This is a genomic window from Gluconobacter oxydans (assembly GCF_006539685.1).
GTDB lineage: Bacteria > Pseudomonadota > Alphaproteobacteria > Acetobacterales > Acetobacteraceae > Gluconobacter > Gluconobacter oxydans.
The window spans coordinates 1-26,286 of record NZ_BJNM01000003.1; the positions used below are offsets into that span (position 1 = coordinate 1).

Genomic DNA, 26,286 nt, shown 5'->3' on the forward strand with positions numbered 1-26,286 from the left:
TTCAGCGTCAATTAAAGTTTCTTCTGTAAACATGAGCCTCACGAATGAGTGAAACCAAGAACCGCCCCTATCATCACGGGGACCTGCGCCGCGCCCTGATCGATACGGCGCTTGCCATGCTGGCTACAGACCAGAACTGGACATTCACGCTCCGGGAAGTGGCGCGCCGCACTGGGGTCAGTCATGCAGCCCCTTACAAGCATTTCCAGGATCGCGAGATGCTGCTGCGGGAACTGGCCCGGATCGGTTTCGTCCGGCTGGGGGAGTGTATGGCAGAGGCCATGTCCCAGGATTTCCCTTCCACGCGCGCGCAATTCGTCGCCACAGCCCAGGCCTGTATTGATTTTGCCCGCTGCAATCCTGGCCTTTACCGGCTGATGTTCAGCTCCGATGCAGACAAGACAATAGATCCGCAGTTGCATGATGCCGCCATGGACACATTCGCAATTCCTCTACGCCTTCTGGAAGACGGGCAGGAGGACGGCAGTTTCCGGAAGGTCGCTATCAGGGCCCAAGCGGCTGCAAGCTGGGCACAGGTGCATGGTCTGGCCATGCTGGCGATCAGCGGCCAGCTTCTTGAAGAGAAGGTAGGGGCAGAACCGGTACAAGGCGCGCTGGACGTATTGCTGGACGGTCTGTGCTGCAGTGACTGACTGGAGATCATAGGCTCACATCTTTCTGTGCCCCGCCCAGTGCTGTAATTGCAGCCCTTGTACAGGCAGCTCTCTCCGGATCCGGGCGCCAGAAAACCATAGGACGCAAAGTGTTATCGCGTTATGAAGATGCAACCGTCTTTTTCAGAAAGTTGATCATGCATTTCCTGACGCCCCCAACTCTGACCTGCTCGCACATTACATGAATCCCTTTTCCTTCAGAAAAAGGATAACGGTGCCGTCATTTGCCGTCATGACTGGCGGAACGGGTGGAATTGGGTGTGAAATCGCGGGGCTCCTGCTGGAGCAGGGGTGGGATGTCCTTTTGCTGACACGCCAGCCCCGCAAGGCGGAAGAACAGATCTCAGGCAGCAAAGGCCGATTTGAGGCTGTTTTCTGTGATCTGACAGAGCCATCGGATCTTCAGACTGTCAGTAACGCAATCCGGGACCGAAACCAGCCCATCGAGCTTCTGATTCATTGCGCAGGGAAAATACAGCCTGAAGCAACCAGGGATATTACCCAGCATAGTCTTGAAGAGCAGATGGCAATCAATCTGACATCGCCAATCCTCATGACCAGTCAACTGCTCCCCGCATTGTCTCCCAATGGGCATGTCATGTTCGTCAATTCCATTGCCGGTGTGATGCCCTTGCAGGGAAGTTCTGTATACAGCGCAACGAAATTCGGCCTCAGAGGCTTTGCGCGTTCCCTGGCGCTTGAATTCAGCCCCGGGACACTGAGGGTTTCGTCCATATTTCTTGCCGCTGTTGACACCCGGATGCTCGAGCAGGAAACGCGGGACGGGGGGTCTGTCCTGAATTTCGTCAATCAGCCTCTGTCGGCCCGATATGTAGCCAGAATGATTATCCGCACCAGCGAAGGGGCAGGACGTGAAATCTTTCTGCCCAGGATAGACGGCATTTTTGCCCATGCCTGTCTGGTCATGCCGTGGCTGCTGCACATCACGACGCCACTTCTCGAAAAAGTCGGGCAAATCGGGCTGCGGCGCTTCCTGAAACACAAAGCCGCCGCTTCTGTCGTCGCGCATAAAGAATAAACCGTCACTGATTCGGTCAGAAGCGGAGATGTAGACTTCGCTCAGCCATCATCATCATTTTGGGACAAGTGTTACCCTTAGATAAATACCGAAACCAAATGACGGCGTTGTTAACCAATAAAAAACACTAGAGATTTTATCAAACAAAAAGCATTTTATGATTTATTGACGCAAAAACAGAAGTCTTTTACACATCCATTTCTGTTTTACACTTTCGGAAGGCTGTAACGTGCCTAGTGTGACGTTGACTGATTTTCTGCAAGTGACCCAATGGTCTCCCGACCAGCTTGCACAGCAGATTGGGCGTACAACCGATGACATCCTGTGGTGGACTCACCACCACGAGGAACTGCCGCAGCAGCTTCAGAACTGGATGACGCGGGTCGTAACGGCATTCCAGACAAAACCTCCAGCGATGGGGTATGCTCTGGAACGTCCGTCAAGCTGTTCCTTCAACGACGACCCTTCCATGACCGTCGTCTGCAATGTCTGTGGTCTGGCGCCACGCTGCCGTCAGGGCATCTACGCGAAAAACTGATAAAGCCGTCTAGATCCTTGCCTGCAACCGCAAGGAAAGGCGCTCAGCCGCCTTCCGGAAGGCCTGAAAGAAATCCTCGTGGATGGAAACCTGGCCACCGGCCATGCCAATAAAGCCTTCCACCATTCCATTCTGAAGCAGACCTTCGGAATGGACCAGCATGCCGTCAGGATCTTCCATGCTGCCTGAGGAAGGCGCATCACTTTCCTCCCGCTTGCGCAGATCCTGTTTCAGAACATCGCGCCAGTACGTCTCGACCTTTTCGGAATAAAGACGCCCGTCCACGGTGTAGGCTTCCATCGGCTTGCCCAGGCCCATCATGTAGCCGATTTCAACAGCTGTTCCCGGATCCATCTCCGGAGAACGGCGGAACGGATCAATACAGAACAGGCCCGCAGCACAGCGGTCCATCAGATCACGATCTGCACGGACAAACGCAAGAATGGTTTCGCGACCTGGCGGCAGAAGGCGAGCCTCAGCCTGACCGTCAAAGGGCGCCACGCCATCCAAGCCATACTCGGCACAGATCGACTTCAGTTTTGCGAAAAGGGCAAGGGCTTCCGGACGGAACACCAGATCGCCCGCCAGATAAACTGGAATAAGATTTTCTGACATAGATCCAAGCCTCTACACGGTCTCCGACCATGAAGAAAGCCTGATAAGACAGAGCCATTCAACGGGTGTACGGACAACTGCCCGAGAACCTGAATTTCATATTTTCTTGGGATCGCGCTGGCGGAGGGGATGGGATTCGAACCCACGATACGACTTGAAATCGTATAACGGATTAGCAATCCGCCGCCTTCAGCCTCTCGGCCACCCCTCCGCTTTTTTACGCGGTTCGCACGGCGTATGCAGGAGTGTTCTTAGGGGGTAACCGCGTCGTGGTCAAACCCCCCGAGAACATTTTTTTCGCCTTACTCTGAAAGAAGTTTCTTCAGGGTTTCATTGACGAGGGCAGGGTTGCCCTTGCCCTTCATGGCCTTCATGGTCTGACCGACAAAGAAGCCGAAAAGCTTGTCCTTGCCACCTTTGTATTCCTCGACCTTGTCACTGTTTGCGGCGAGGATTTCGCGGATAGCGCTCTCGATTGCTCCGGTGTCAGTCACCTGACGCAGGCCCTTGCGCTCGACGATGGCAGAAGCGGAATCCCCCGTCTCGACCATGTCTTCGAGAACTTCCTTGGCGATCTTTCCGTTGATTGTTGAGTCGGAAATCAGACCCAGCAGTTCCCGCAGACCTTCCGCACTGACCGGGCTGTCCTCGATCGAGCGCCCCGTGCGGTTCAATGCTGCGAAAAAGTCGCCCAGCATCCAGTTGGCTGCCAGACGGGCATCCGCACCACGCGCCACGGTCTCGTAGAAATCCGCGATCGCCTGCTCAACGCAGAGCACGGACGACTCATAACGGCTGACACCGTATTCCTGCTCCAGACGCGCACGCTTGGCTTCCGGCAGTTCCGGCAAAGCCGCCTTGAGTTCGTCCACCCAGGACTGCTCGATCACCAGCGGCAGCAGGTCGGGATCCGGGAAGTAGCGATAATCATGCGCATCTTCCTTGCTCCGCAGGGAGCGGGTTTCGCCACGCACATGGTCGAACAGGCGCGTTTCCTGATCGACGGTTCCACCAGCTTCCCAGACCTCGATCTGACGCTGCGCTTCGACCTCGATCGCCATCATCACGAAACGGATGGAATTGACGTTCTTGATCTCGCAACGCGTGCGATACTCGGTCTCACCCGGCTTGCGGACCGACACGTTCACGTCAGCGCGCATGGAACCTTCTTCCATGTTGCCGTCACAGGTGCCGATATAGCGCAGGATCTGACGCAGCTTGCGCAGATAGGCACCGGCTTCTTCAGGCGAACGGATATCCGGCTCACTGACGATTTCCATCAACGCGACACCGGCACGGTTCAGATCGATGAAAGAGCGTGTCGGATCCTGATCATGGATCGATTTGCCCGCATCCTGCTCCAGATGCAGACGCGTCACGCCAATTTCGCGCGTGCTGCCATCCGCCAGATCAACCAGGACCTTGCCCTTGCCGATGATCGGATGGGCGAATTGGCTGATCTGATACCCGGTGGGCAGATCGGCATAGAAGTAGTTCTTACGGTCAAACCGGCTGAACAGGTTGATCTCGGCTTCAAGCCCCAGACCCGTCCGGACGGCCTGCGCCACGCATTCCCGGTTCAGAACCGGAAGCATGCCCGGGAAACCGGCATCAACAAGACTGACATGCGTGTTCGGCTCGCCGCCATATTCCGCCGAAGCGCCGGAAAAGAGCTTGGCCTCGCTGACGACCTGGGCATGAACTTCAAGACCGACAACGATTTCCCATTCGCCGGTGCTGCCGGTGATACGATAGCTCATGCCGACACTCCTGCATGAATAGTAGGTCTGTGATGGAATGCCGCAGCCTGCTCGATGGCATGACCAGCCGCAATCAGCGTTTCTTCGTCGAAGAACTTACCGATGAGCTGCAACCCAAGCGGCACGCCACGCGCGTCCAGACCAGCCGGGACGGACAGGGCAGGGACACCCGCCATGCTGGCCGGAACTGTGAAGACGTCATTGAGATACATCTGCACCGGATCGGTTGGCTTCTCATCCTGCGCAAAAGCGCCGGAAGGAGCGGTCGGCGTCAGAAGCACATCAACGTTCTCGAAAGCCTTGAGGAAGTCCTGCTGAATCAGTGTCCGGACCTTCTGCGCGCGCAGGTAATAGGCATCGTAATAGCCCGACGACAGCACATGCGTCCCGATCAGGATGCGGCGCTTGACCTCGTCACCGAAACCGGCGGCACGGCTGGCTTCATACAGACCATCCAGCGTCGAGGCACTGACACGCTCACCAAAACGGACGCCATCATAACGGGCCAGATTGGAAGACGCCTCGGCCAGAGCCGCAATATAATAGGTCGGCAGGCCGTACTTCGTATGCGGCAGGGAAACCTCGACGATTTCTGCCCCAACATCGCGCAGCCAGGTCATGCCCTGCTGCCAGAGCGCCTCAATCTCAGCTGGCATGCCCTCGACGTGATATTCCTTGGGAATACCAACGCGCAGCCCCTTCACACCACGCTTGAGAGCGGCTTCGTAATGCGGAACGGGGGTATCAACGCTCGTTGAATCGCGCGGATCAAACCCTGCCATCGATTCAAGCAGAATGGCGCAGTCCTGAAGATTGCGCGCCATCGGACCGGCCTGATCCAGCGAACTTGCGAAGGCAATCGTTCCGAAACGCGAGCAGCGACCATAAGTCGGCTTGATCCCGGCAATACCCGTGAATGCCGCCGGCTGACGGATGGAGCCACCGGTATCCGTACCCGTGGCACCGAGAACGAGCCCGGCCGCTACAGCAGCCGCAGAACCACCCGAAGAGCCACCCGGAACCAGCTTTGCGTCAGAGTCCTTGCGCTTCCAGGGGTTTTCCACCGGACCGAAGGCAGAAGTCAGGTTCGCCGACCCCATGGCGAATTCGTCAAGGTTCAGCTTGCCAAGGAAAACCGCACCATCCTTGAGCAGGTTGGCCGTTACCGTGCTTTCGTAAGGCGGTACGAAATTGCCGAGGATCTTGCTGGCTGCCGTGGTGCGGACACCATTCGTGCAGAACAGATCCTTGATGCCCAGCGGAATACCGCAAAGGCTGCCGCCTTCGCCCTTGGCCAAAGCCTCGTCGGAAGCCTTGGCAGCCTCGCGGGCCTGATCGGGGGTGCGGGTGATGAAGCTGTTAAGCTGGCCGTCCAGACGTTCGATCGCGTCAATATGGGCGTTCGTCAGCTCGACTGCGGAAATTTTGCGGGCCTTGAGCGCGTCCCGGGCCGAAGCCAGCGTAAAATCGTGAATGCCGGACATTATTCGACCACCTTCGGAACCGTATAGAATGGGCCTTCCCGCTCGGGAGCGTTGGAAAGAACTTTGTCACGGCAGTTACCATCCGTAACCCGGTCTTCGCGCAGGCGGGGCTTTGCAAGACCCGTGCCGATCATGGGGTCGACGCCCGTGACGTCCACTTCCTTGAGTTGCTCCACCCAGTCGATGATGGAGCCCATGTCCTTCCCGAGAGTTTCAATCTCTTCGGGCTGGAGACCAATCCTCGCCAGTCTGGCGATGCGCGTAACCGTTTTCGCGTCGAGCGACATGAATATTCCTGAACAAGAGGAAATTTTATGGTGGCTTTTCAGCCGTCAGGGGGATCATAACGCCGTGCTATGCCCCTGTTCAATCCACATGATCTCCGTAATCTTCTTCAGTCCGGTCAGCGCGTCCTCGGTCTCGACCCCGGATCGAAGACCATCGGCGTCGCCCTGACGGATGTCTCGCTCATGCTCGCATCTCCTCTGATCGGCCTCAAACGCCGGAAACTGGGCGAAAATGCGCAGGAACTGGCCAAAATCGTCCGAACACAGGACGTAGGAGCCCTGGTCGTCGGATTACCGTTATCGCTGGATGGATCTTTTGGCCCGGCGGCACGCGCCGCATCGGACTGGACACAGGCCCTATCGGAAAAGCTCGGGATTCCCGCAGGACTGTGGGACGAGCGCCTGTCCTCAAGCGCCGTCAACCGTTTCCTGATCAAGGATGCCGACATGACACGCGGCCGAAGAGCGGAGGTCGTCGACAAGATGGCCGCAGCTTATATGCTCCAGGGCTGGCTCGACGCATCACGTCCGGAAGCGCCGGAAATTTTCTGATCCGGCAGAAAGATTTTCCGGATCAGACGCTTTTGTTTCCAACCAGAGCGGAGCGTGACGACGTATTGGCCAGGACGCGGAACCATATTCGGGCCGTCATGGCGCCCATAAGCAGACAGAACAGGAACTTCATGATCTTTCTCCAGTCATGAAGTCAAAACGAACCATATTGGTCCGGGTTTTCCATCGGACAATTTCAAATTGTAAAGAGGGCTGTGACGTGATGTTTCGTGTGTTGATCGTGACGCTTTTTCTGGGACTGTCAGCCTGCGCCCACGACCCCGAGGACGGGAGCGCCCCCGTCAGCCGACACCACCCATCATCTCACGGGGCCTATGCGGGCGCTGGTGGCGGCTGGTCCGGATACTGATCAGCGCTGCCGCCAGGCCAGCCGGACCGGCATGGCGCGATAGGACGCAAGATCCCGCCCACCCCTTACAGGCAAAGCACTCCCCGCTTGGCCGACTGTATGGTGAATGATACGGGGCGGCGGCGCATAGGACACCATGTGAACGGATGGCATGGTTTCCATACGCGGTGCGGGACGCTCGGAAAATCCGGACTGTCTGTTCAACGCAAAATAAGGGGCGGGCCTGGCACTTGGAAGCATGGCCTGCAGACCTGACGCGGTCATGACCACCTGTGGAAGGAAATCAGGCGGCCGGTAACTGTCGGGCTGCCCGTTCCAGATGGCCAGAACATGACGGGCATAATCGGCGCCCAGAGCCGGGGTGAGGGAATGATAGGCGGCCGTCGCGGCTGGCCAGCCCTGAAGCTGGTTGTGCAGCCCGGACAGGAAACGGGCCCCATATCGGGCATTGCTGTAGGGATCGAAAGCGTCTTCGAGCGAGAAAAATGCATCGGGGTGATGGTGCAGATTGATCTGCATGCAGCCCACATCGATCGAGACGATCCCGTGAGCCTGAAAATCCCGAACTGCCGCTATGGCTTCATCCCTGCTTTCGTAGAAATAGCCTTTTCCGGCCGCATTGACAGTCCACGGCCAAGCCACGGTCGCCGTACCATTCGGATCCCGCCGTCCGCTCTCCACACGACTGATAGCATCCAGAAGGCGGGGTGGAATTCCGGCCTGCTGCTCGGCAGCCTGCACTGCCACCTTACAGACAGAAGACGCATCATAAGCACGCGCAACCGGTACGCCAGAGAGCGTCAGGGCAACGGCAAGGAGGAGGACTTTCCCGATCATTGTCCTGTATATGATCGGGAAAGGTAAAAAAACGGTTAGGCCTGCAACTTTACCGAACGAGCGGTTTGCAGACCTCCGACAGCCACGCGGCTACATCCGGCTCGACATGCGGTGAGACCCGTGCCTGAACTTCGGCATGATATGCGTTCAGCCAGTTCAGCTCCGCATCGTTGAGAAGGGCGACATCGATCAGTCTGTAATCAATGGGCGTGTAGCTCAGGATCTCGAACTCCAGGAACGTGCCCTTGCTCCCCTTGAAAGAAGAAGGCCGCACCAACATCAGGTTCTCGATCCGGATTCCATACTGTCCCGGTTCATAATAGCCAGGCTCATTGGACACGATCATGCCGGCTTCGAGGGCCACGGGACGCGGGGCAGGGGAAATGTTCTGCGGACCTTCATGGACCGACAGATAGCTCCCGATGCCATGTCCGGTACCATGATCGTAGTCCATGCCGACCTGCCACAGGGCCGCACGCGCCAGCACGTCCAGCCGATGACCGGTCGTGCCGGGCGGGAAGCGGATGCGGGAGAGGGCGATATTGCCCTTCAGGACACGCGTGAACGCTTCACGGACATGTGCAGGCGGTTCCTGATCGCCCACCCAGAGCGTGCGGGTAATGTCGGTCGTACCGAACGGATACTGCCCGCCGCTGTCGATCAGATACACACTTCCGGCCTCAAGAACCCGATCGTGACCAACCTGTGCCCGGTAATGGGGAAAGGCACCGTTCGGGCCGACGGCGGAAATGGCGTCGAAGCTCTGTTCCCGGTAATCGCCGGACCGGGCACGCAGACCATCCAGCCGGGTGACGAGATCCGTCTCGTGCTGGCCAATCCCCGACACCGTCAGGGAATGCAGGAAACGGGCCGTCGCCACGCCATCAAGAGCATGAGCTTTCCGTGCACCGTCCTGTTCCGTGGTGTTCTTGATGGCTTTGGGCAGCGTGCAGGGATCGGTTCCATCCACAACCGTCGCACCGGCGGCGGCAAGCGTGGTGTCGAACCATACAGCCGTCGTAACCGGATCCACCCGCACGGTCCTGCCCTTGAGAGCCTCAAGCCGCTTCGCCAGATCCGCCGGCGAACAGACTGTCACACCAAGGCCACAGACCTCCAGCACACCCTCCGACAAACGATCAGATGAGACGAACCACTCTGCCGTCCCGTTTGCGTGCAGGATCGCATAGCCATGCGCGACAGGGGTGAGGGGGACGTCACTGCCACGAATGTTCAGCAGCCAGGCCAGGGAGGTGCAATCCGCAATGACAGCCGCATCCTGCCCCGCCTTGCGCAGAGCATCGCCAAGACGCCTGCGCTTATCCGCGCTGCTTTCTCCCGAAAATTCCAGCCTCTGCGGCAGAACCGGACCAGCCGGTGCGGCCGGACGATCTGTCCAGGCCTGATCGATGGGATTGCGCGGCAGTGGAACCAGTTCAACACCCGACGCCTGCCATGATGCCAGCATGGAGCGGCTGACCAGACGCGGATCATAGCCGATTTTCAGCCCCTTCGCATGTTCCGCCAGCCACTCGGAAAGCGGTTCCAGCGCGACATGGCGACGCTCCCACAGGTCATGGGGAACCTGCTCTTCCATCTGCACCGTATAACGCCCGTCGGAGAACACGGCTGCTGCATCCGGCAGGATCGCCGCCAGACCCGCACTTCCCGTAAAGCCCGTCAGCCAAGCCAGACGCTCGGCGCAGGGAGCGACATATTCGCCGAGATATTCATCACCGCGCGGGATAATGAAACCGTCAACACCCAGCGCCTTGCAGGCTTTGCGGACGAGGGCAGGGCGCTCGTTGAGCGGGATGGAGGACAGGGTCATGAAAAGTCCTTTTCCACAGTATGAATATCATCAAGGCAGAGTGTCATGAACAGCAGATCCAGCCAGCGGCCGCGTTTGCGACCGACCTGAGGCAGCGTGCCACAGTTCCGGAAACCAAACTCATGGTGCATCGCGACGGAAGCCGCATTGTCCGCCGTAATCCCGGCCACCATGATGTGAAAGCCCGCGTCCCTGGCGTGATTGATCAGGGCATGCAGAAGGCTGCGCCCGACACCCCGACGCTGGTGTGAGGGGGCGACATAAACCGAATGCTCAACAGTGCGAGCATAGCCTTCATAGGACCGGAAAGAGCCATAGGAGCCATACCCAGCAACCTCACCAGCCGTATCAACAGCGACAAGTACCGGGTAGCCCTGTGCCAGCCTGTCCTCGAACCACTGGCGCCGCTGCTCCAGCGTAAAAGGCGTCGTGATCCACAGCGCATCGGTATTTTCGATGGCATCATTGGTGATCCGCAGAATAGCCGGCAGGTCGGCAGGTCCGGCCTCCCGGATCAACGGCAATGATCCCGGCACACCCATCAGCCGCGACGGCGCAGAATCAGCGTGGCCCAGTCGCCTTCACGCAGGATACGCTCCAGCACGAGACCCTGCCGCTGGTGTGCAGCCAGTACCATCCGCGCCTGACTGTAAAGCAGGCCAGCCAGAATGGCTGTCCCGTTCGGCGCAAGGTTCAGCGCTAGGGACTGCGCCATTCGGCAAAGTGGACGGGCGAGAATATTGGCGAAGACCAGATCATACGGCGCCTTGGCGCGCACGGCCTCGGTCTGCCAGCCATTGCCGAAGCGGCAGTCCAGCAGATTACCCTGACCGTTCAGTCGCGCATTGAGCTTCGCCGTCCGCACGGACCAGGGCTCGATATCAACGGCCAGAACCGGACGATGCAGCAGCTTTGCCGCCGCCATCGCCAGAATGCCTGACCCGCATCCCATATCCAGAATACGCTGCGGCTTGCGATATGCGACCATCTCCAATGCCCGCAGACAGCCACGCGTGGACCCATGCTCGCCCGAACCGAAGGCAATCCCCGCATCCAGCGTGATCGTCAGACGCGACTGATCCGGTGCGCCATGCAGATGAGTGCCGCGGATGGCAAAGCGCTTGCCCACATTCTGCTGCGGAAAGGATTCATAGGTCCTGGCCAGCCAGCCCTCGGACTCGGTAGGAGTCCGCTCGAGTTCCGCTTCACAGCCGGTCAGCATCCGAGCCACGGCCAGAGCATTTTCGAGCTCTTCTTCCTTGAAGCCCGTGTCCTTTACGCCTTCCACGCGCCAGTATTTCTGCGCGTCATCGGCCTCGAAAATGCCAACCGTCTCGCAGGCACACATCAGGGCCTGCTCGAACAGGGGAACGAAGGGCTCTTCCACCGTGATGGACAGGGTTTCGAGCGCACTGGCATGGCGACGGCCAATGCTGCGGGGTGCCATCACGATCTGATCTCCACGAAATTTGCCATGACGCGTTTAACGCCACCGTTTTCAAAATTGATATGCAACTGCGGCCCGTCAGCGCCGATGACGGTGCCTTCGCCGAACCTGTGATGAAAGACCGTCGCCCCGATCGCGACGGTCGGCTCCGGCTTCACATCATGGATTTTCGGACGCGGAGCGCGGAAACCTGACGGGCGCGTACTCGTCAGCGGACCAGACGCGAACATGGACGGCGCCGCCGCAGCCTGCCGGCGCGTCTCGAACGCCTGTCCCGTCAGCTGCACATATTCAGACGGGATTTCCTCAATAAACCGGCTCGGCATTGAGGACTGCCAGTTGGCATAGATCCGCCGGCTTGCCGCATGCAGCACGATCGCCCGACGCCGCGCGCGCGTCAGCCCCACATAGGCCAGCCGCCGCTCTTCCTCGAGTGCCCGGTTGCCGCCTTCGTCAAGCGAACGCTGGGATGGAAACACACCTTCCTCCCAGCCCGGCAGGAACACGGTGTCGAATTCCAGTCCCTTAGCGCCATGCAGTGTCATGAGACTGACCTTGTCATCGGACGTCTCGCTCTCGGTATCCATGACGAGCGCCACATGCTCCAGAAAGCCCTGAAGCGTCCCGAACTCTCCAAGAGCTCGCAAAAGCTCACGGATATTGTCCAGACGCCCCGGCGCCTCAACGGAGCGGTCATCCCGCCACATCTGAAGATAGCCACTATCTTCGAGAAGCTGCTCGGCCGCAACCACATGGCCTTCGGTCTCAAACGTCGCCTTGGCGCGCTGGAACGCCGCCATCAACCCGTCCAATGCGTCCTTCGACTTGCCCTTGAGCAATCCTTCCTGAAGCTGCCAGATCACAGCCGCCGTCAGCGGGCCGGGCAGGGCGCGCGCCTGGGCATGCAGCTTCTGCACCGCCACGGCACCCACGCCACGCTTGGGAACATTAATGATCCGCTCAAACGCCAGATCATCCGCAGGCTGCGACAGCACGCGCAGATACGCTAGGCAGTCCCGGATTTCGGAGCGCTCGTAGAATCGCAGTCCACCCACGACGCGATACGGAATGCCGATCATCATCAACCGCTCTTCGAACGGTCGCGTCTGAAATCCAGCCCGCATCAGGATGGCGATTTCCGACAGCGGATGCCCGTCACCGCGCAGACGCTCGATAGCGCCCCCCACGATCCGCGCTTCCTCATCCGAATCGCGTACTCCGATGATCTGGACCTTCTCCCCCTGCGCATCATCACGTCCGGGCCGTAGCGTCTTACCCAGCCGCCCCTCGTTATGCGCGATCAGCCCGGCAGCAGCAGCGAGGATCTGTGCCGTCGAACGGTAATTCCGCTCCAGACGTACGACTTCCGCTCCTGGAAAATCCTTTTCGAAGCGCAGGATGTTCTCAACTTCCGCCCCGCGCCAGGAATAGATGGACTGATCATCATCACCCACGCAGGCAATATTGGACGGTCCATGCTCGCGCTTGGCCAGCAGACGCAGCCACAGATACTGGACCGTATTCGTGTCCTGATACTCGTCCACAAGAATGTAGCGGAAGATCCGGTGATACTGCGCCAGCACATTGGGCTGGTTGCGCAGGATCTCCGTCATGTGGAGCATCAGATCGCCGAAATCGCACGTATTGAGCGCGATCAGACGCTCCTGATACGCCCGGTAAATCGCCAGCGCATGACCATTCGCAAAATCAGAGTCCTCGGCAGGCGTTACCCGGTCAGGTGTCAGTCCGCGATCCTTCCAGCGCTGGATGATCCCCATAAGCTGGTTCGGCGGCCAGCGTTTGGTATCGATCTTCCACGGTTCCATGACCTGCTTGAGCAGCCGGATCTGGTCATCCGTATCGAGGATGTTGAAGCTGCTCGTCAGCCCGACATATTCCGCGTGACGCCGCAGCATCCGTGCACAGATCGCATGGAACGTCCCCAGCCAAAGACCTTCGGCCGGCTCGCCCAGAATCGCACTGACGCGCTCGCGCATTTCGCGGGCGGCCTTGTTCGTGAAGGTCACGGCCAGAATCTGGCTCGGATAGGCGCGGCCCGTCAGAAGGATATGCGCAAACCGCGTCGTCAGGACGCGCGTCTTGCCCGTTCCCGCACCGGCGAGAATGAGGAGCGGACCTTCGGTTGTCTCAATGGCGCGTCTCTGCTCCGGATTGAGGCGGGAGAGATACTCGGGGGTGGGGGAAGGTAGGTCTTGCGGCACCCTCCCGATATAGAGTGAGATACCGTCATGGCCAACACCTATCCCCGGATCGATCTGACACGCGGCACAGGACCTCAGGGACACCGCGCCAGAATGCGCGCACGCGTGCTGGCCAATGGCGCTCACACACTCGCCGATTATGAAATCCTCGAAATGCTGCTCTTCGCAGGTGTTCCGCGCAAGGACACGAAACCACTCGCCAAAGGACTGATCGCCCATTTTGGCAGTCTGGTGGACGTTTTCCGCGCTCCTACACAGGCCCTGCGCGCTGCAGGACTGAAAGACGATGCCATCCGCGTTCTGCGTCTCCCTGGCGTTGCCGCTGAACGTCTGGCCTCTTCCGAACAGCGCGAACGCCCGACACTGAGCAACTGGGAACAGCTCATGGCCTATCTCGATCAGGCGCTTGAAGGCGGCATCCCGGGACAGTTCCGGCTGCTCTATCTTGATAACCGTAACCGGCTTCTGGCGGACGAAGCCGCGCCCGAGGCGGACAGTCTTGCCGAACGCAACCGCGCCATCGCCATCAGGGCCCTCGCACTGCATGCCACGGCCCTGATTGGTTTTCACATTCGTCCTAAGGAACGTCCTGCGGATCTGTCACAATCAGCCCGGCAACTGGACTTCGCGATGCGCCCCCTGTCCATCACGCTTCACGACGTACTCATCACGAATGAAGGGCGCCCTTCCAGCTTACGTCAGGAAGGACTGCTGTAAGATGAACGACAGGGACGCTGGAACAACCGGATTTTCGGATGGCATGACAGGCCTGTCGTCGGCCGATCTGCGACAGATCACGGCACTGACGGATGCTCTTCCCGAAATGGAACCGCCGCTTGCCCTGCTGACGGGACGAGGGCGACATCTGGACGATGCGACCTTGCTGCATCTCCTGACCGTGCTGTTCACCGGCCGTGAAACGGGCAGCGTCGCGCTGTCTCACAACCTCTTCGCGCGTTTCGGCTCTCTGGCCGCCGTCCTGTCCGCTACCGACCGGGAACTCGAAAGCATATCAGATATGGGCATGCATATGCTCCCCATGATCCGTGTGCTTCAGGAAGCCGCACTTCGCTACAACCGCGCACGTCTTCCGCCGGAAGACGTGCTCGACAACGAACAGAAACTGCTCGACTACCTCACGGCCCGTTTGGCGCGGGAAAATATCGAGCAGTTCCGCATCCTGTTTCTCAACGAAAAGAACAGTCTGATCGCCGATGAGGCACAGGCCAGAGGCACAGTCAATCACACACCCGTCTACCCACGGGAAGTCGCCAGACGTGCGGTGGAAATTGGAGCTACAGCGCTGGTTCTGGTCCACAACCACCCCAGCGGCGATCCCACGCCCTCGGAAGCCGATCTTCAGATGACCATGCAGGTTCAGGCGGCGCTCGAAGTGGTCGGCGTCACGATTGCGGACCACTTCATCATCGGCAACGGCCGACACACCAGCTTTCGCCGCAGCAACCTGCTCTGAGGCTTCAGCCGCGCGGCGGCAGAAGCCCTTCAAGCGCCAGTTCGCCCGGAAGAGCTCCGCGCGGGAAAATGGTGTTCACATGCCCCATCTTCCGCCCCGGACGTGCTTCCGCCTTGCCGTACAGATGCAGCGATGCCCCATCCGTTGCAAGAATGGCCGGAACACGCGCCATGTCTTCGGGGCCAATCAGATTGTGCATGACGGCATCGGAATGCCGACGTGCAGGCGGCAACGGCAGACCTGCCACCGCCCGCACATGCATCTCGAACTGATCCACCAGACACGCATCCATGGTCCAGTGCCCGGAATTATGCGGACGAGGGGCGATCTCGTTCACCATGAGGCTGCCATCAGCGGCGTGGAACATTTCCACGCCCATGATCCCGACCAGACCCAGCGCCTCGGCAATGCAGGCCGCCATGTCCTGCGCCTGACGCGCAAGGTCCGGCATGACGCGGGCAGGAGCCAGCGTCACATCCAAGATACCATTGCGGTGCCGGTTCTCGACCGTATCGAAACACCGCACGGTTCCGTCCAGACCACGGACCACCATCACGCTGAGCTCACGCTCGAAATCGATCATCTTCTCCGCAACGAGCGGATAGGGCAGATCCTGCAGGGCTGCGAGGGCCTCGGCATCGGTCACCCGGAACTGTCCCTTGCCGTCGTAACCAAAGCGGGTCGTCTTGAGAATGAGCGGAAAACCGAGCGTCTCAAGCCCTGCCAGATCCTCGGGGCCATTGATGGCCCGCCAGGGGGCGAGACTGACGCCAATTTCGGACAGACGCGTCTTTTCCGCAATCCGGTCCTGACTGATCCGCAGGATTTCACCCACAGGCCGCACCGGCCGGTGCTTTTCAAGCAAGGCCAGTCCTTCGGCACTGATATTCTCGAACTCGAACGTCACGACATCACAACGGGAGGCAAAATCCTCAAGCGCCGCCGGATCGTCATAGGCTCCGACCGTCACAGATGCCGCGACTTCCGTGGCCGGGCTCGGCGCCTCGGTGCTCAGCACATGGACATGAAAGCCCAGCTTCGAGGCCGCAACGGCTGACATGCGACCAAGCTGTCCGCCACCAATGATCCCGATCGTGCTGCCGGGAGCAAAAACCTGCGCCTTCATTCGACCGGCACATCCGCAACAGCCGCCGTCTGCGTCGCCCGCCAGGCATCCAGACGCGCCATGACCTGTTTGTCGTTCACCGACAGGATCGACGCGGCGAGCAGACCGGCATTGATCGCACCGGCCTTGCCGATCGCCAGCGTCCCGACCGGCACGCCACCCGGCATCTGCACGATGGAGAGCAGACTGTCCTGCCCGTTCAGGGCACGACTCTGCACAGGAACGCCGAGGACGGGAATGCTTGTCCAGGCGGAACACATACCCGGAAGATGTGCTGCCCCACCCGCACCGGCGATAATCACATGAAGGCCACGCTGACGGGCTGTCTTTGCGTATTCCACCAGACGGTCGGGCGTGCGGTGAGCCGAAACAATCCGCTTTTCATGGGCAATTCCAAGATCGTCGAGGATCTCGCAGGCGTGGCGCATGGTATCCCAGTCGGACTGGCTTCCCATGATCACACCGACACGGATCGGCATGTCGTCCTGAAGGGTTTCGTCGGCGGAGAGGATCTGGCTCATTCAGGCAATATTATCCGGGATCAGACGGGTCTCGATCCACGAAATCTCATCTTTGAGCTGGAGCTTGCGCTTTTTGAGGCGCTGAAGCTGGAGCTGGTTGAGGGGATGATGGACGAGACGCTCGATGACGGTATCAAGGTCGCGATGCTCGCTGCGCAGTTCGTGCAGACGTTTCAGCATGGCATTGTCGTCAGTCATCATGGCATCCGGTCCCGGAGAACGTTCAGGCGTCGTGGAGAGACTGATTCTTTCCACTCTTTTCATTGCAGTATCATGCCTGACGGGTACCGGACCAGTGCCCGTCAGGCATTCATCCGAACCAGCACCTTACAGGCCGGTCCGAACGCCGCAATCAGGCATGACTGTCGCTGTCGGGAACATAGGCTTCCACAACCGGAAGCGCATGGCCTTCGCGGGCCAGACGGTCATTGGCAGCCGTGACGGCGGCATTCAGATCAGTCTGGGTGCACAGGCCGAGAATCACGGGATCACGCGGCTTGATGTTGGCGCTGTTCCAGTGCTGCCGGTCACGGACCTTGGTGATGGTGTCCTTGGTCGTACCAAGCAGCTTGACGATCTGCGCTTCGGAAAGCTGGGGGAACTGGCGCAGGACGAATGCGATGGCATCCGGACGGTCGTTGCGCTTGGCCACCGGGGTATAACGGGCGCCCTTGGCGCGACGCTTCACCGGGCTGGACGTCGGCATGATCTTCAGGCGGGCATTCGTGTCCGCTTCGCAGCGCTTGATTTCCGCTTCGGCGAGCTGATGATTCTTGATCGGGTCATAGCCGTTGATCCCGGCGGCAACTTCACCATCCGCAATCGCCTGGACCTCAAGCGGGTGCATGCCACAGAATTCTGCGATCTGGGTGAAGGTAAGACCGGTTTTCTCGATCAGCCAGACGGCCGTGGCCTTGGGCATCAAAGGCAGGGTCATGTCGGTGCGTTCCTTGCTGGGACACGGATGGAGCCAGCTTCCGCAGGCACCGATCGGGCGTATCCGGCGAGGAACCAATCCCGCCCGGGATATGATCGCGGCACCTGCTGGATGCTCTGCGATAATGCAAACGGGTATGCGGCACCGAAGCCGCGGCGGTCAAGCACCAAAACGGAGCGGGAGTGCTTTTACGACACTCCCGCTCCAAATGCTCAGGCCGCCTGAACAGTTTCAGCCGGGGCTGCGTGCACGGCTTCAGTCCGCACCGGAATACGGCGCGGCCTGGCCGCTTCCGGGACGAGCTGACGGATGGCGATGGACAGCAGGCCGTTTACCAGATCCGCACGGTCGATTTCCGTATGATCGGCCAGAACAAAGCGGCGCTCGAACGCCCGCGTGGCAATACCGCGATGCAGCCACTCCCGGTCACGGCTGTTTTCGGGGACGCTGCCGCGCACGACAAGCGTGTTGTCTTCCTGAACAACGTCAACGTCTTCAGGGCGGAAACCCGCAAGGGCCATCGTCAGGACGTAGTTCGTCTCGCCGGTTTTTTCGATATTGTAGGGAGGATAGCTTGGAAGGGCCTGGGCGTTGGCAACATTGCCAGCCATGGTGGCCAGTCGGTCGAAACCGATCGCGCTGCGGAACAGCGGTGTAAAATCGTAGGTCACTGAAACCTCCTTCAGGCAGGAATCATCTGGCGCATTTCCCGATATGGCAAAATGCTATGGTCAAACCAGCCGCGACCCGAACGGCATCGCGGCTGGTTTTCCAGATAGGTTCCGACCCGACCGTCTTCAAGAGGAGACGGCAGGGAGGTGCGCCGAATTACTTCGTGCGCGTACCGATGCCAGCAAAGCGCTTGTTGAACTTTGCAACCTGGCCTCCGGTATCCATCATGCGCTGGACGCCCGTCCAGGCCGGATGGGACTTCGGATCAACGTCAAGACGCAGCGTAGCGCCCGGTTCGCCATAGCACGAACGGGTCTTGTATTCGGTTCCGTCGGTCATGATGACGGTGATCTCGTGGTAGTCGGGATGGATGCCGGATCTCATGAATTTCTACTCCATAAAGAAAGCCCCGATGCCGACCGGGGCGAATCATCAGGCGCATATAACGGAAAGCGCTTCCGGATGAAAGTGGCCTTTACTGGATCGTATGAGTCCGTTTATCCCTTGCAATGAATGCGGGCTCGACTGTCAGGCTTGCGACCGTGCCTGCACGGATACCAAGAAAAGGTTTGATATGAGCGAAACCAAACACACCCTGCACACCCCGGGCTGGGTCAGCGATTTCCAGAAGTTCATCATGCGCGGCAACGTGCTCGACCTCGCAGTCGGTGTCGTGATCGGTGCTGCATTCAGCGCGATCGTCGGCAGCGCCGTCAAGGACATCCTGACCCCGTTCATCGGCCTGATCACGGGCGGTGTGGATTTCTCGAACCTGTTCATCACGCTCAAGGGCCCGGTCAAGGATACGCTTGCGGAAGCCCAGAAGGCCGGAGCGGTAACCGTCAACATTGGCGTCTTCCTCAACGCCGTGATCCAGTTCCTGATCATTGCCTTCTTCATCTTCTGGCTGACGCGCATCCTCAGCAAGCTGAGCCGTAAGCAGGAAGCTGCTCCTGCCGCCCCGCCGGCTCCGACGAAGGAAGAGGTTCTCCTCACGGAAATCCGCGACCTTCTGGCGCAGAAAAACTCCTGATGACAGAAACGAAAGCCTCCCGTCGCGCAGTCTGGCGCTCTGCCGTCACACTGTTTGTGATGGGAAGCTTTCTGGCCGGATGCGCGGCACGCCCTGCAATGACAGGGCTGCCGCCATCTCCCAATTCGCGGCTTTATGCCTATCTGATCGCCCATGGCATGGCTCGGGGCGCGGTCATGACAGGACAGATCGGCCCTGAAGGACTGTCACAGCTGGTGGCGCTGGACAGGGCGGCTCAGCAGGCAACGGTAAATGCCCTGAAGCTGCAAAGCTCTTCAGCCAATCGACAGGCTGACCAGGCACTTTCCAGCCTTCTGGCGGACCTGCCTCAGAAAACACCGCCCACACCCGCCAATCCATCAGAGCAGACACAAAAAAACCGGCTCCCCTAAGGGACGCCGGTTTTTTTGTGTCTGTGGCAGACCTGATCAGTCTGCCACAGCCTCCTTGCGCAGCCGCTTCTCGCCCATCAGGAGCAGAAGGGGTGCTGCGATGAAGATCGACGAAGACGTTCCAACCACGATGCCAAACAGCATGACCGTCGCAAATCCGGTCAGCGTGCTGCCCCCGAACAGGGCCAGTGGCAGAGCCGCCAGAAAGACCGTCATGGACGTGCCCAGCGTGCGGTTCAGGGTCTCATTGATGGACAGATCCAGAAGTTCCCGCAACGGCATAGTGCGATACTTGCGCAGGTTCTCGCGGATCCGGTCATAGACCACCACCTTGTCGTTGGTGGAATAGCCGAGGATCGTGAGAAGGGCCGCTACCATCACAAGATCGAATTCGAAGCGCGTAATGGCCAGGAAGCCGACCGTCTTGGTCAGATCGAGAATAAGCGTCACCACCGCACTGATGGCAAACTCGCGCTCGAAGCGGACCCAGATATAGATCAGGATCATCGCAAGGCTGAAGCCAAGCGCCAACAGACCATCGCGAAACAGTTCGGACGAGACCGACGCACCCACAGCATCGGCACGAAGAACCTGCGTCCCGGGCTCGGCAGCCGAAATGGCGCTCTTGACGCCATCGACCAGCTTCTGGGTCTGTGCCTCACGATCCGCCCCTTCCGGAGCATTGATCGAGATACGCACATCACGTGGCGATCCGAAGGCCTGCACGGCATCCGGATGAATGCCGGCATGGTCGAGTGCTGCGCGCAGCTTGCCGAAATCGGCAGGGCCGGGGGTCTGGGCTTCAACGATGATGCCACCGCGGAAATCCAGCCCGAGCTTCAGGCCGGGCTGGAAGAACAGGATAACGGAAGCAATGGAGAGGACCGCCGAAACGATCAGCCCCATGTGACGGCCGCGCATGAAGTTGATGCGCCGATCGTCACGGACAAAACGGAAAAGGGGACGTGACAGCATGACGATCAGACCGGAAGTTCTTTGGGACGGGCGAGGGCGTACCACCGCACGACCAGAAGGCGTGACAGCAGGAGGGTCGTGAAGAGGGTCGTGACGATACCGATGGTGATCGTCAGGGCGAAGTTGCGGACAGGACCCGTTCCGAACACGAACAGCATGACATGCGCCAGGAACGCCGTGGCGTTACTGTCGATGATGGTACCGGTCGCGCGATCGAAGCCGGCCTGCAGGGCCTGAAGCGGACCACGACCACGCTTTACTTCCTCACGGATACGCTCGTTGATCAGGATGTTGGCATCGACAGCCATACCCAGGGTCAGCAGCATACCCGCCATGCCCGGCAGGGTCAGCGTCGCCTGGAATAGCGAGAGGATCGCCACCATCAAGATCAGGTTCGCAAACAGGGCGATATCCGCATACAGGCCGAACCGGCCGTAAAATAGCACCATGAATGCAATGACCAGAAGAAGGCCGGTCAGCAGGCTGATGACACCCGCATGAATGGACGCGGCACCAAGGCTCGGACCGATCGTCCGCTGCTCAACAACCGAAAGCGGGGCAGGCAGGGCACCGGCCCGCAGCAGAAGCGCCAGATCGGACGCACTGCGGGCATCGAAACCACCCGTGATCTGGCCGTTTCCAGCCGTGATCGGGTTGATGATGTTCGGAGCCTCGATGACCTTGTTGTCCAGCACGATCGCAAAGCGCTTGCCGACATTGGCCCGCGTGACGTTCGCAAAGGCCGTTGCACCAGCGCTGTTGAGCTGGAACGTCACAGCCCAGCCACCGCTCTGCTGATCGATCACGGCACCCGCATTGGTCAGGTCCGTGCCATCCACATCGACATGATCCTGAACCGCGACCTGCGTATGCACGCTCTCGTCCTCGAGCATTGTCGAGCCGGGGCTTGCAACGCTCGGGTTTGGGGCCAGCAGACGAAAGGTCAGACGGGCGGTCGTTCCCAGCAGGCTCTTGATCCGCTCCGGATCGCTGACGCCCGGAAGCTCCACGACAATCCGGTCGTCACCTTCACGTGCGATGCTCGGATCAATCGCACCCGTAGCGTCGATACGGCGACGAACGATTTCGATCGATTGTGCCACGGCTTCGCGTGCACGGGCCAGCATCGCCTCATGCTGAAGCGTCAGGACGATGCGTCCATCCTTTTCAGACGTCGTGAACTCGTTCGGCACCACCGGCGGCAGAGACTGCATGGCCTTGAGCGCGGCATCACGTTCGGCATCCGAACGGGGCATGAAGCTCAGGCTGGCCGTTGCATCGTCGCGCGCAAAATCGCGATAGCCCAGAGACCGGTCCAGAAGCGTCTGGCGCGCCTGATCCTGAAGGGACTGGAGGCGGTCATGCTCAAGGGATTTCAGATCGAGCTGAAGGAGAAGGTAGGACCCACCCCGCAGATCGAGCCCCAGATGGATCTGCCGCCAGGGCAGGGACGGTGAGGGAGAACGCAGAAAATTGGGCAGACACAGGAGCACGCCAATCAGGCAGATGCCCGCGACGCCCAGCAGTCTGAGCCGGCTGTAATACATCATATCAGGTCGAGACGTCCTCGGCGGATTTGGACAGATCGTTTTTCAGATCATTTTCAGGCCGGGACCATGCCGTTTCCGCCATGCCGATGCAACCTTTTGCCTGTTTGACGCCCCACTGTCTTTCCGGGAAACAGCGCGCCTGATAAGCCTGTCAGCATGAATACAGCGCTACAGCTTCGGGTCGGCATCGTGGGAGCCGGCCATTTCGGACGGTTTCATGCCCTCAAGTCTGCCGCAAACCCGGCCGAACAGCTTGTCGCGCTTTACGATCCCGATCCGGCCCGCGCGGCGGTCGTGGCACGGGAAGTTCGTTGCGGAATTGCCACAAGCTATGAAAATCTTCTGGAGCAGGTGGATGCCGTCATCATCGCTGCACCAGCCGAGTATCACTTTGCCCTGACAAGTCAGGCCCTGATGGCCGGGCGACATGTTCTGGTCGAAAAGCCCATCGCGGCCACGCTGGACGAAGCGCATGCCCTTGCCGATCTTGCCCGTAAGACCCGCAAGGTCCTTCAGGTCGGCCATCTGCTGCGCTACTCGGCGGAACATCAGGCCATTACGGAGCGGATCAAGGCCCCCCTTTACATCGAAGCCACCCGCATTGCGCCTTACAAACCGCGGGGAACGGACGTATCGGTCATTCTGGATCTCATGATCCATGATCTCGATCTCGTTCTGGCAATCGTGGATAGCCCGATTGCAGAAATCGATGCCTTGGGAGCCGCTGTTTCAAGCGCTCATGAAGACATCGCCAACGCCCGGGTGCGGTTTGAAAACGGCTGCGTGGCCACTATCACCGCCAGCCGAATTTCCCTGAAAACTGAACGGCGTATGCGTCTTTTCTCACAGGATGGATATCTTTCCGCCGATTTCATGGAGCGCAAACTGAGCTTCATTGGGCGTGAGCGCGGCATGCCACTTCCGGGCACGGGAGGCTTCCGGCGTGAGGCCATAAGCTGGAAAGACCACGACAATCTGGCCGTAGAACATGAAGCCTTTGCTGCTTCGTGCCTTCACGGCGCACCGGTGCTGGTCGATGCGCAGGCAGGGATCAGAGCACTGGATGCCGCCATCCGGGTGACGGACAGCATCCGGGAATCGCGACAGATCATGGAACTTTCCGGCCTGATCCCCACCTCGGATCAGAACTGAGAGAATTCCTTTAACTTATTGGTTTTCAAGAAGTTCTTTCTTCATTTCCAGCTCAAGCCACTCCTCTTCCAACTGGGTCAGATCCCGCTCGGCAGCTTCCAGAAGCTGGGTCGTCTTCTCGAACTTGGCAGCATCCCGGCCATACAGACCCGGATCCGCCAGAACGTCCCGATAACTCTGGATCTTCTTTTCCAGCTCCGCCATCTTCTGCGGCAGAAGATCCAGCGCCCGCTTGTCATTATAGCTGAGCTTTTTTGGCTTCTTATCTGTTTTCAAAGCAGATTTTGGAGCGATATCTTCCACTTCGGAAGAGGACGTCTCACGCCCTGCCGGTACATCCCCGCGCTGGATCAGCATGTCCGAGTAGCCCCCGGCATATTCGATCCAGTCTCCACCGCCATCCGATACCAGAACCGAACTTGCAACCCGGTCGAGGAAATCACGATCATGGCTGACCAGTAGAACCGTGCCCGCATAATCGGCCAGCATGTCCTGAAGAAGATCCAGCGTCTCAAGGTCGAGATCGTTGGTGGGCTCGTCCAACACCATGAGGCTGGATGGCTTGGCCAAAGCACAGGCCAGCGCCAGCCGGCCCCGTTCACCGCCGGACAGTTTTCCCACCGGCGTCCGGGCCTGTTCTGGGCGGAACAGGAAGTCTTTCATATAGCCGATCACGTGACGCTTCTCGTCCCCGACCTGCACCATATCCCCGCTGCCTCCCGCAAGGGTTTCGGCAAGGGTCTTGGTCGGATCGAGACTTTCCCGCTGCTGGTCCAGTGTGATCATGGCCACGGATGGCCCCATCTTCACGGTCCCGGACTGCGGCTCCATTTTTCCGGTCAGCAGACGCAGAAGTGTGGTCTTACCCGCACCGTTGGCGCCCACCAGGCCGAGCCGGTCACCGCGCAGGATCCGCAGATCGAGGTCCCGGACGATGGCGCGATCGTCATAGGCCCAGTTCACACCTTCCGCAGCGATCGTGATCTTGCCCGCACTTTCGGCGTCTGTGGCTGCCATGCGGAGCGTGCCCTTGCCCCGTGAAGCAAGTTCCTTGCGCTGTGCCCGCAGTGCCGCCAGTTCCCCCACACGCCGCACGTTGCGTTTACGCCGCGCTGTGACGCCGTAGATCATCCAGTCTTCTTCGCGCGCGATCTGGCGATCCAGCTTGTGTGCATCACGCTCCTGCTGTTCCAGCACCTCGTCACGCCAGGTCTCATAGCGTGCAAATCCCTGATCAAGCCGACGCGTCACGCCATTTTCCAGCCAGACAACGCTCCGGGACAAAGTCTCAAGCAGGCGTCGGTCATGGCTGATGACGATCATCGCACAGCGACAGGCGGAGAGCTCTTTCTCAAGCCATGTGATGGACGGCAGATCCAGATGGTTGGTCGGTTCATCCAGCAGCAGAAGATCCGGCTCCGCCGCAAGAGCGCGGGCGAGGGCGCAGCGGCGCACTTCGCCTCCTGAAAGGTTCTGGCAGCTTTCCTCACCCGTCATCCCGAGTTCGGCCAGCATGGAGCGCGCCCGGTAGGTCTCGGTCTCATCAAGCCCTTCGGATGCATAATCGAAGGTGGTGGCGTAACGGGAAAGATCCGGCTCCTGGGCCAGATAATGAACCTTGATTCCCGGCTGAACGAAACGCATTCCGGAATCCGCCACGATATCGCCTGAGGCGATCTTCAGCAGCGTGGATTTTCCGGAACCATTGCGTCCGACCAGACAGATCCGCTCACCAGGCAAAACGCCCAGTTCCGCGCCATCCAGCAGGGGACGTCCGCCGAGAGTGTAGGTAATGTTCTGCAGGGAGAGAATGGGTGCCGACATGGCTCTCTATGTGTCGCAGCCGGACGCCCGCCGCAAGCCATCCCCGCACCGAATCATACTCTCAGACGGGCGTGACCCCACCTGTAACAGCCTGATAGGTGGCCACAGCCAGTGTCATCGGCTCGAAGGGTTTGGTGATGACGAAGGACGGTTCCTGCGTCTCACCTGTCAGCAGACGTTCCGGATAGGCGGTTACGAAAATGACCGGCGCCTCATGGGTCCGAAGGATACGCCCGACGGCCTGCATGCCGTCACCGCCGCCGCCGAGATTGATGTCCGCAAGAATGAGTCCGGGCTTCGTTTTCGCAGCCAACGCAACGGCATCGGCCTCTGTATGGGCAACCCCGGCGATCCTGTGTCCACAGCGCTCAACCAGATCCTGAATATCCATGGCGATGATGGGCTCATCTTCGATGATCAGGACACTTGTCTGCGCAATGCCCTGAAGGCCTTCGCGTGCCTTGTTCAGTTCGGCCGCCGCCTCTTCATCCGTAATGCCCAACGCCTGCGCACTGGACGAAAGGGACTGCTCTTCCAGGGAGGTCAGCAGCAGAAGCGCGCGTTGCCGCAGCGGCATGCCAACGGTGGCGTCCTTGCCGTGACGCTGCATAAAAGCGCTCACAAGCAGGCCATAGAGAGCCTGCCGTGCGGAGAGATCGTTCCCGGAGGGACTTTCCATCAGCTCCTTCAGGGCCACGGCCACAAGCTGATCGCCCGTTTTCTGGTCACCAACTAGGGCGCGGGCAAAGCGGCGGGCATAGGGAAGCGCCTTGACGAGTTCCTGACGTGTCAGATCAGTCATGTGTCCATGGCCTCCTGAAAAGATATCTGCTGACGCACCCCGAATGGAATGCATCTCGTTATGAAGGTTGAATAGTCATGACACGATGCCCAATCTCCGTATAGTCTTCGTGGCCGCCCCGGTCGCCTGTGATGTCGCGTGAAGGATCTTCTTCTGAGCACACCCTTGCCCG

At 59.5% G+C, this 26,286-nt stretch carries 28 protein-coding genes and 1 tRNA gene; 9 read left to right on the plus strand and 20 right to left on the minus strand.

Annotated features, from left to right (window positions below):
* Nucleotides 1-44: 44 nt before the first annotated feature.
* The 3 genes from GOX01_RS01890 (at nucleotide 45) to GOX01_RS01900 (ending at nucleotide 2,251) form a co-directional block, all read left to right on the plus strand.
* Entirely contained in the window at nucleotides 45-653 is a 609-nt protein-coding gene (locus tag GOX01_RS01890; protein ID WP_011253878.1) for a TetR/AcrR family transcriptional regulator, read from the plus strand.
* 202 nt (nucleotides 654-855) lie between these two features.
* Complete coding sequence (locus GOX01_RS01895; RefSeq protein ID WP_011253879.1) at nucleotides 856-1,713, plus strand: SDR family NAD(P)-dependent oxidoreductase; 858 nt, start codon at nucleotides 856-858, stop codon at nucleotides 1,711-1,713.
* 262 nt (nucleotides 1,714-1,975) lie between these two features.
* Nucleotides 1,976-2,251 (plus strand): hypothetical protein, encoded by a 276-nt coding sequence (locus tag GOX01_RS01900; protein ID WP_226986590.1) that lies wholly within the window; start codon nucleotides 1,976-1,978, stop codon nucleotides 2,249-2,251.
* Between the two features lie 9 nt (nucleotides 2,252-2,260).
* On the opposite strand, the gene GOX01_RS01905 is transcribed toward GOX01_RS01900, so the two are convergent.
* The 5 genes from GOX01_RS01905 to gatC form a co-directional block, all read right to left on the minus strand.
* Complete coding sequence (locus GOX01_RS01905) at nucleotides 2,261-2,866, minus strand: nucleoside 2-deoxyribosyltransferase (protein ID WP_011253881.1); 606 nt, start codon at nucleotides 2,864-2,866, stop codon at nucleotides 2,261-2,263.
* A 118-nt stretch (nucleotides 2,867-2,984) separates the two neighbouring features.
* Nucleotides 2,985-3,077 (minus strand) — tRNA-Ser (locus tag GOX01_RS01910).
* A 91-nt stretch (nucleotides 3,078-3,168) separates the two neighbouring features.
* A complete protein-coding gene (gatB, locus tag GOX01_RS01915) occupies nucleotides 3,169-4,626 on the minus strand; it encodes an Asp-tRNA(Asn)/Glu-tRNA(Gln) amidotransferase subunit GatB (RefSeq protein ID WP_011253882.1) in 1,458 nt (485 codons plus the stop codon).
* Nucleotides 4,623-6,110, minus strand: coding sequence for an Asp-tRNA(Asn)/Glu-tRNA(Gln) amidotransferase subunit GatA (gatA, locus tag GOX01_RS01920; RefSeq protein ID WP_011253883.1), 1,488 nt, complete (start codon nucleotides 6,108-6,110; stop codon nucleotides 4,623-4,625). The genes gatB and gatA overlap by 4 nt, the downstream gene beginning before the upstream one ends.
* A complete protein-coding gene (gene gatC, locus GOX01_RS01925) occupies nucleotides 6,110-6,397 on the minus strand; it encodes an Asp-tRNA(Asn)/Glu-tRNA(Gln) amidotransferase subunit GatC (RefSeq protein ID WP_011253884.1) in 288 nt (95 codons plus the stop codon). Before gatC ends, gatA begins: the two co-directional genes overlap by 1 nt.
* A 69-nt stretch (nucleotides 6,398-6,466) precedes the next feature.
* Here gatC and ruvX point away from each other — a divergent pair, with 69 nt between their 5' ends.
* Nucleotides 6,467-6,949, plus strand: a complete 483-nt coding sequence (gene ruvX / locus GOX01_RS01930) for a Holliday junction resolvase RuvX (RefSeq protein WP_011253885.1) — start codon at nucleotides 6,467-6,469, stop codon at nucleotides 6,947-6,949.
* Nucleotides 6,950-7,319: 370 nt separating this feature from the next.
* Here ruvX and GOX01_RS01935 read toward each other — a convergent pair whose 3' ends face one another.
* The 5 genes from GOX01_RS01935 to GOX01_RS01955 are packed head-to-tail and all read right to left on the minus strand — an operon-like array spanning nucleotide 7,320 to nucleotide 13,656.
* Nucleotides 7,320-8,156 carry a lytic transglycosylase domain-containing protein gene (locus tag GOX01_RS01935; RefSeq protein ID WP_011253886.1) on the minus strand — a complete coding sequence of 279 codons (837 nt, stop codon included), beginning with the start codon at nucleotides 8,154-8,156 and terminating at the stop codon, nucleotides 7,320-7,322.
* Between the two features lie 49 nt (nucleotides 8,157-8,205).
* Complete coding sequence (locus GOX01_RS01940) at nucleotides 8,206-9,987, minus strand: aminopeptidase P family protein (protein ID WP_011253887.1); 1,782 nt, start codon at nucleotides 9,985-9,987, stop codon at nucleotides 8,206-8,208.
* The gene (locus tag GOX01_RS01945; RefSeq protein ID WP_034954289.1) at nucleotides 9,984-10,529 is read right to left on the minus strand and encodes a GNAT family N-acetyltransferase; all 546 of its coding nucleotides are present in this window, start codon (nucleotides 10,527-10,529) and stop codon (nucleotides 9,984-9,986) included. The genes GOX01_RS01940 and GOX01_RS01945 overlap by 4 nt, the downstream gene beginning before the upstream one ends.
* Nucleotides 10,529-11,434: a 50S ribosomal protein L11 methyltransferase gene (locus GOX01_RS01950; protein ID WP_011253889.1), complete on the minus strand. Its 906-nt coding sequence runs from the start codon at nucleotides 11,432-11,434 to the stop codon at nucleotides 10,529-10,531. The genes GOX01_RS01945 and GOX01_RS01950 overlap by 1 nt, the downstream gene beginning before the upstream one ends.
* On the minus strand, nucleotides 11,434-13,656 hold the full coding sequence (locus tag GOX01_RS01955; protein ID WP_011253890.1) for an ATP-dependent helicase: 2,223 nt from the start codon (nucleotides 13,654-13,656) through the stop codon (nucleotides 11,434-11,436). The genes GOX01_RS01950 and GOX01_RS01955 overlap by 1 nt, the downstream gene beginning before the upstream one ends.
* Nucleotides 13,657-13,683: 27 nt before the next feature.
* On the opposite strand from GOX01_RS01955, the gene GOX01_RS01960 reads away from it, so the two are divergent.
* Both GOX01_RS01960 and radC read left to right on the plus strand, forming a co-directional pair.
* A complete protein-coding gene (locus tag GOX01_RS01960) occupies nucleotides 13,684-14,373 on the plus strand; it encodes a JAB domain-containing protein (protein WP_011253891.1) in 690 nt (229 codons plus the stop codon).
* 106 nt (nucleotides 14,374-14,479) lie between these two features.
* The gene (gene radC / locus GOX01_RS01965; protein WP_011253892.1) at nucleotides 14,480-15,130 is read left to right on the plus strand and encodes a RadC family protein; all 651 of its coding nucleotides are present in this window, start codon (nucleotides 14,480-14,482) and stop codon (nucleotides 15,128-15,130) included.
* Between the two features lie 4 nt (nucleotides 15,131-15,134).
* On the opposite strand, the gene GOX01_RS01970 is transcribed toward radC, so the two are convergent.
* From GOX01_RS01970 to rpmE, 6 genes are all read right to left on the minus strand, one after another.
* Entirely contained in the window at nucleotides 15,135-16,256 is a 1,122-nt protein-coding gene (locus GOX01_RS01970; protein WP_011253893.1) for a 5-(carboxyamino)imidazole ribonucleotide synthase, read from the minus strand.
* Entirely contained in the window at nucleotides 16,253-16,777 is a 525-nt protein-coding gene (purE, locus tag GOX01_RS01975) for a 5-(carboxyamino)imidazole ribonucleotide mutase (protein WP_024717072.1), read from the minus strand. Before purE ends, GOX01_RS01970 begins: the two co-directional genes overlap by 4 nt.
* Complete coding sequence (locus tag GOX01_RS01980; RefSeq protein WP_011253895.1) at nucleotides 16,778-16,978, minus strand: YdcH family protein; 201 nt, start codon at nucleotides 16,976-16,978, stop codon at nucleotides 16,778-16,780.
* Nucleotides 16,979-17,129: 151 nt separating this feature from the next.
* The gene (locus GOX01_RS01985) at nucleotides 17,130-17,714 is read right to left on the minus strand and encodes a DUF1013 domain-containing protein (RefSeq protein ID WP_011253896.1); all 585 of its coding nucleotides are present in this window, start codon (nucleotides 17,712-17,714) and stop codon (nucleotides 17,130-17,132) included.
* A 212-nt stretch (nucleotides 17,715-17,926) separates the two neighbouring features.
* Entirely contained in the window at nucleotides 17,927-18,385 is a 459-nt protein-coding gene (locus GOX01_RS01990; protein ID WP_011253897.1) for an Hsp20 family protein, read from the minus strand.
* Between the two features lie 157 nt (nucleotides 18,386-18,542).
* A complete protein-coding gene (rpmE, locus tag GOX01_RS01995) occupies nucleotides 18,543-18,770 on the minus strand; it encodes a 50S ribosomal protein L31 (protein ID WP_011253898.1) in 228 nt (75 codons plus the stop codon).
* Between the two features lie 190 nt (nucleotides 18,771-18,960).
* Here rpmE and mscL point away from each other — a divergent pair, with 190 nt between their 5' ends.
* Entirely contained in the window at nucleotides 18,961-19,419 is a 459-nt protein-coding gene (mscL, locus tag GOX01_RS02000; RefSeq protein WP_024717071.1) for a large conductance mechanosensitive channel protein MscL, read from the plus strand.
* A complete protein-coding gene (locus GOX01_RS02005) occupies nucleotides 19,419-19,811 on the plus strand; it encodes a hypothetical protein (RefSeq protein ID WP_011253900.1) in 393 nt (130 codons plus the stop codon). Before mscL ends, GOX01_RS02005 begins: the two co-directional genes overlap by 1 nt.
* Before the next feature lie 36 nt (nucleotides 19,812-19,847).
* Here GOX01_RS02005 and secF read toward each other — a convergent pair whose 3' ends face one another.
* Together secF and secD are read right to left on the minus strand one after the other, a co-directional pair.
* The gene (gene secF, locus GOX01_RS02010; protein WP_011253901.1) at nucleotides 19,848-20,786 is read right to left on the minus strand and encodes a protein translocase subunit SecF; all 939 of its coding nucleotides are present in this window, start codon (nucleotides 20,784-20,786) and stop codon (nucleotides 19,848-19,850) included.
* Nucleotides 20,787-20,791: 5 nt separating this feature from the next.
* A complete protein-coding gene (secD, locus tag GOX01_RS02015; protein ID WP_011253902.1) occupies nucleotides 20,792-22,333 on the minus strand; it encodes a protein translocase subunit SecD in 1,542 nt (513 codons plus the stop codon).
* Between the two features lie 159 nt (nucleotides 22,334-22,492).
* Here secD and GOX01_RS02020 point away from each other — a divergent pair, with 159 nt between their 5' ends.
* On the plus strand, nucleotides 22,493-23,488 hold the full coding sequence (locus GOX01_RS02020; RefSeq protein WP_011253903.1) for a Gfo/Idh/MocA family protein: 996 nt from the start codon (nucleotides 22,493-22,495) through the stop codon (nucleotides 23,486-23,488).
* Nucleotides 23,489-23,503: 15 nt separating this feature from the next.
* Here the strand turns inward: GOX01_RS02020 and GOX01_RS02025 are convergent, their stop codons facing one another.
* Both GOX01_RS02025 and GOX01_RS02030 read right to left on the minus strand, forming a co-directional pair.
* On the minus strand, nucleotides 23,504-25,312 hold the full coding sequence (locus GOX01_RS02025) for an ABC-F family ATP-binding cassette domain-containing protein (protein WP_011253904.1): 1,809 nt from the start codon (nucleotides 25,310-25,312) through the stop codon (nucleotides 23,504-23,506).
* 61 nt (nucleotides 25,313-25,373) lie between these two features.
* Nucleotides 25,374-26,114, minus strand: a complete 741-nt coding sequence (locus GOX01_RS02030) for a response regulator (RefSeq protein ID WP_011253905.1) — start codon at nucleotides 26,112-26,114, stop codon at nucleotides 25,374-25,376.
* Nucleotides 26,115-26,286 lie beyond the last annotated feature (172 nt).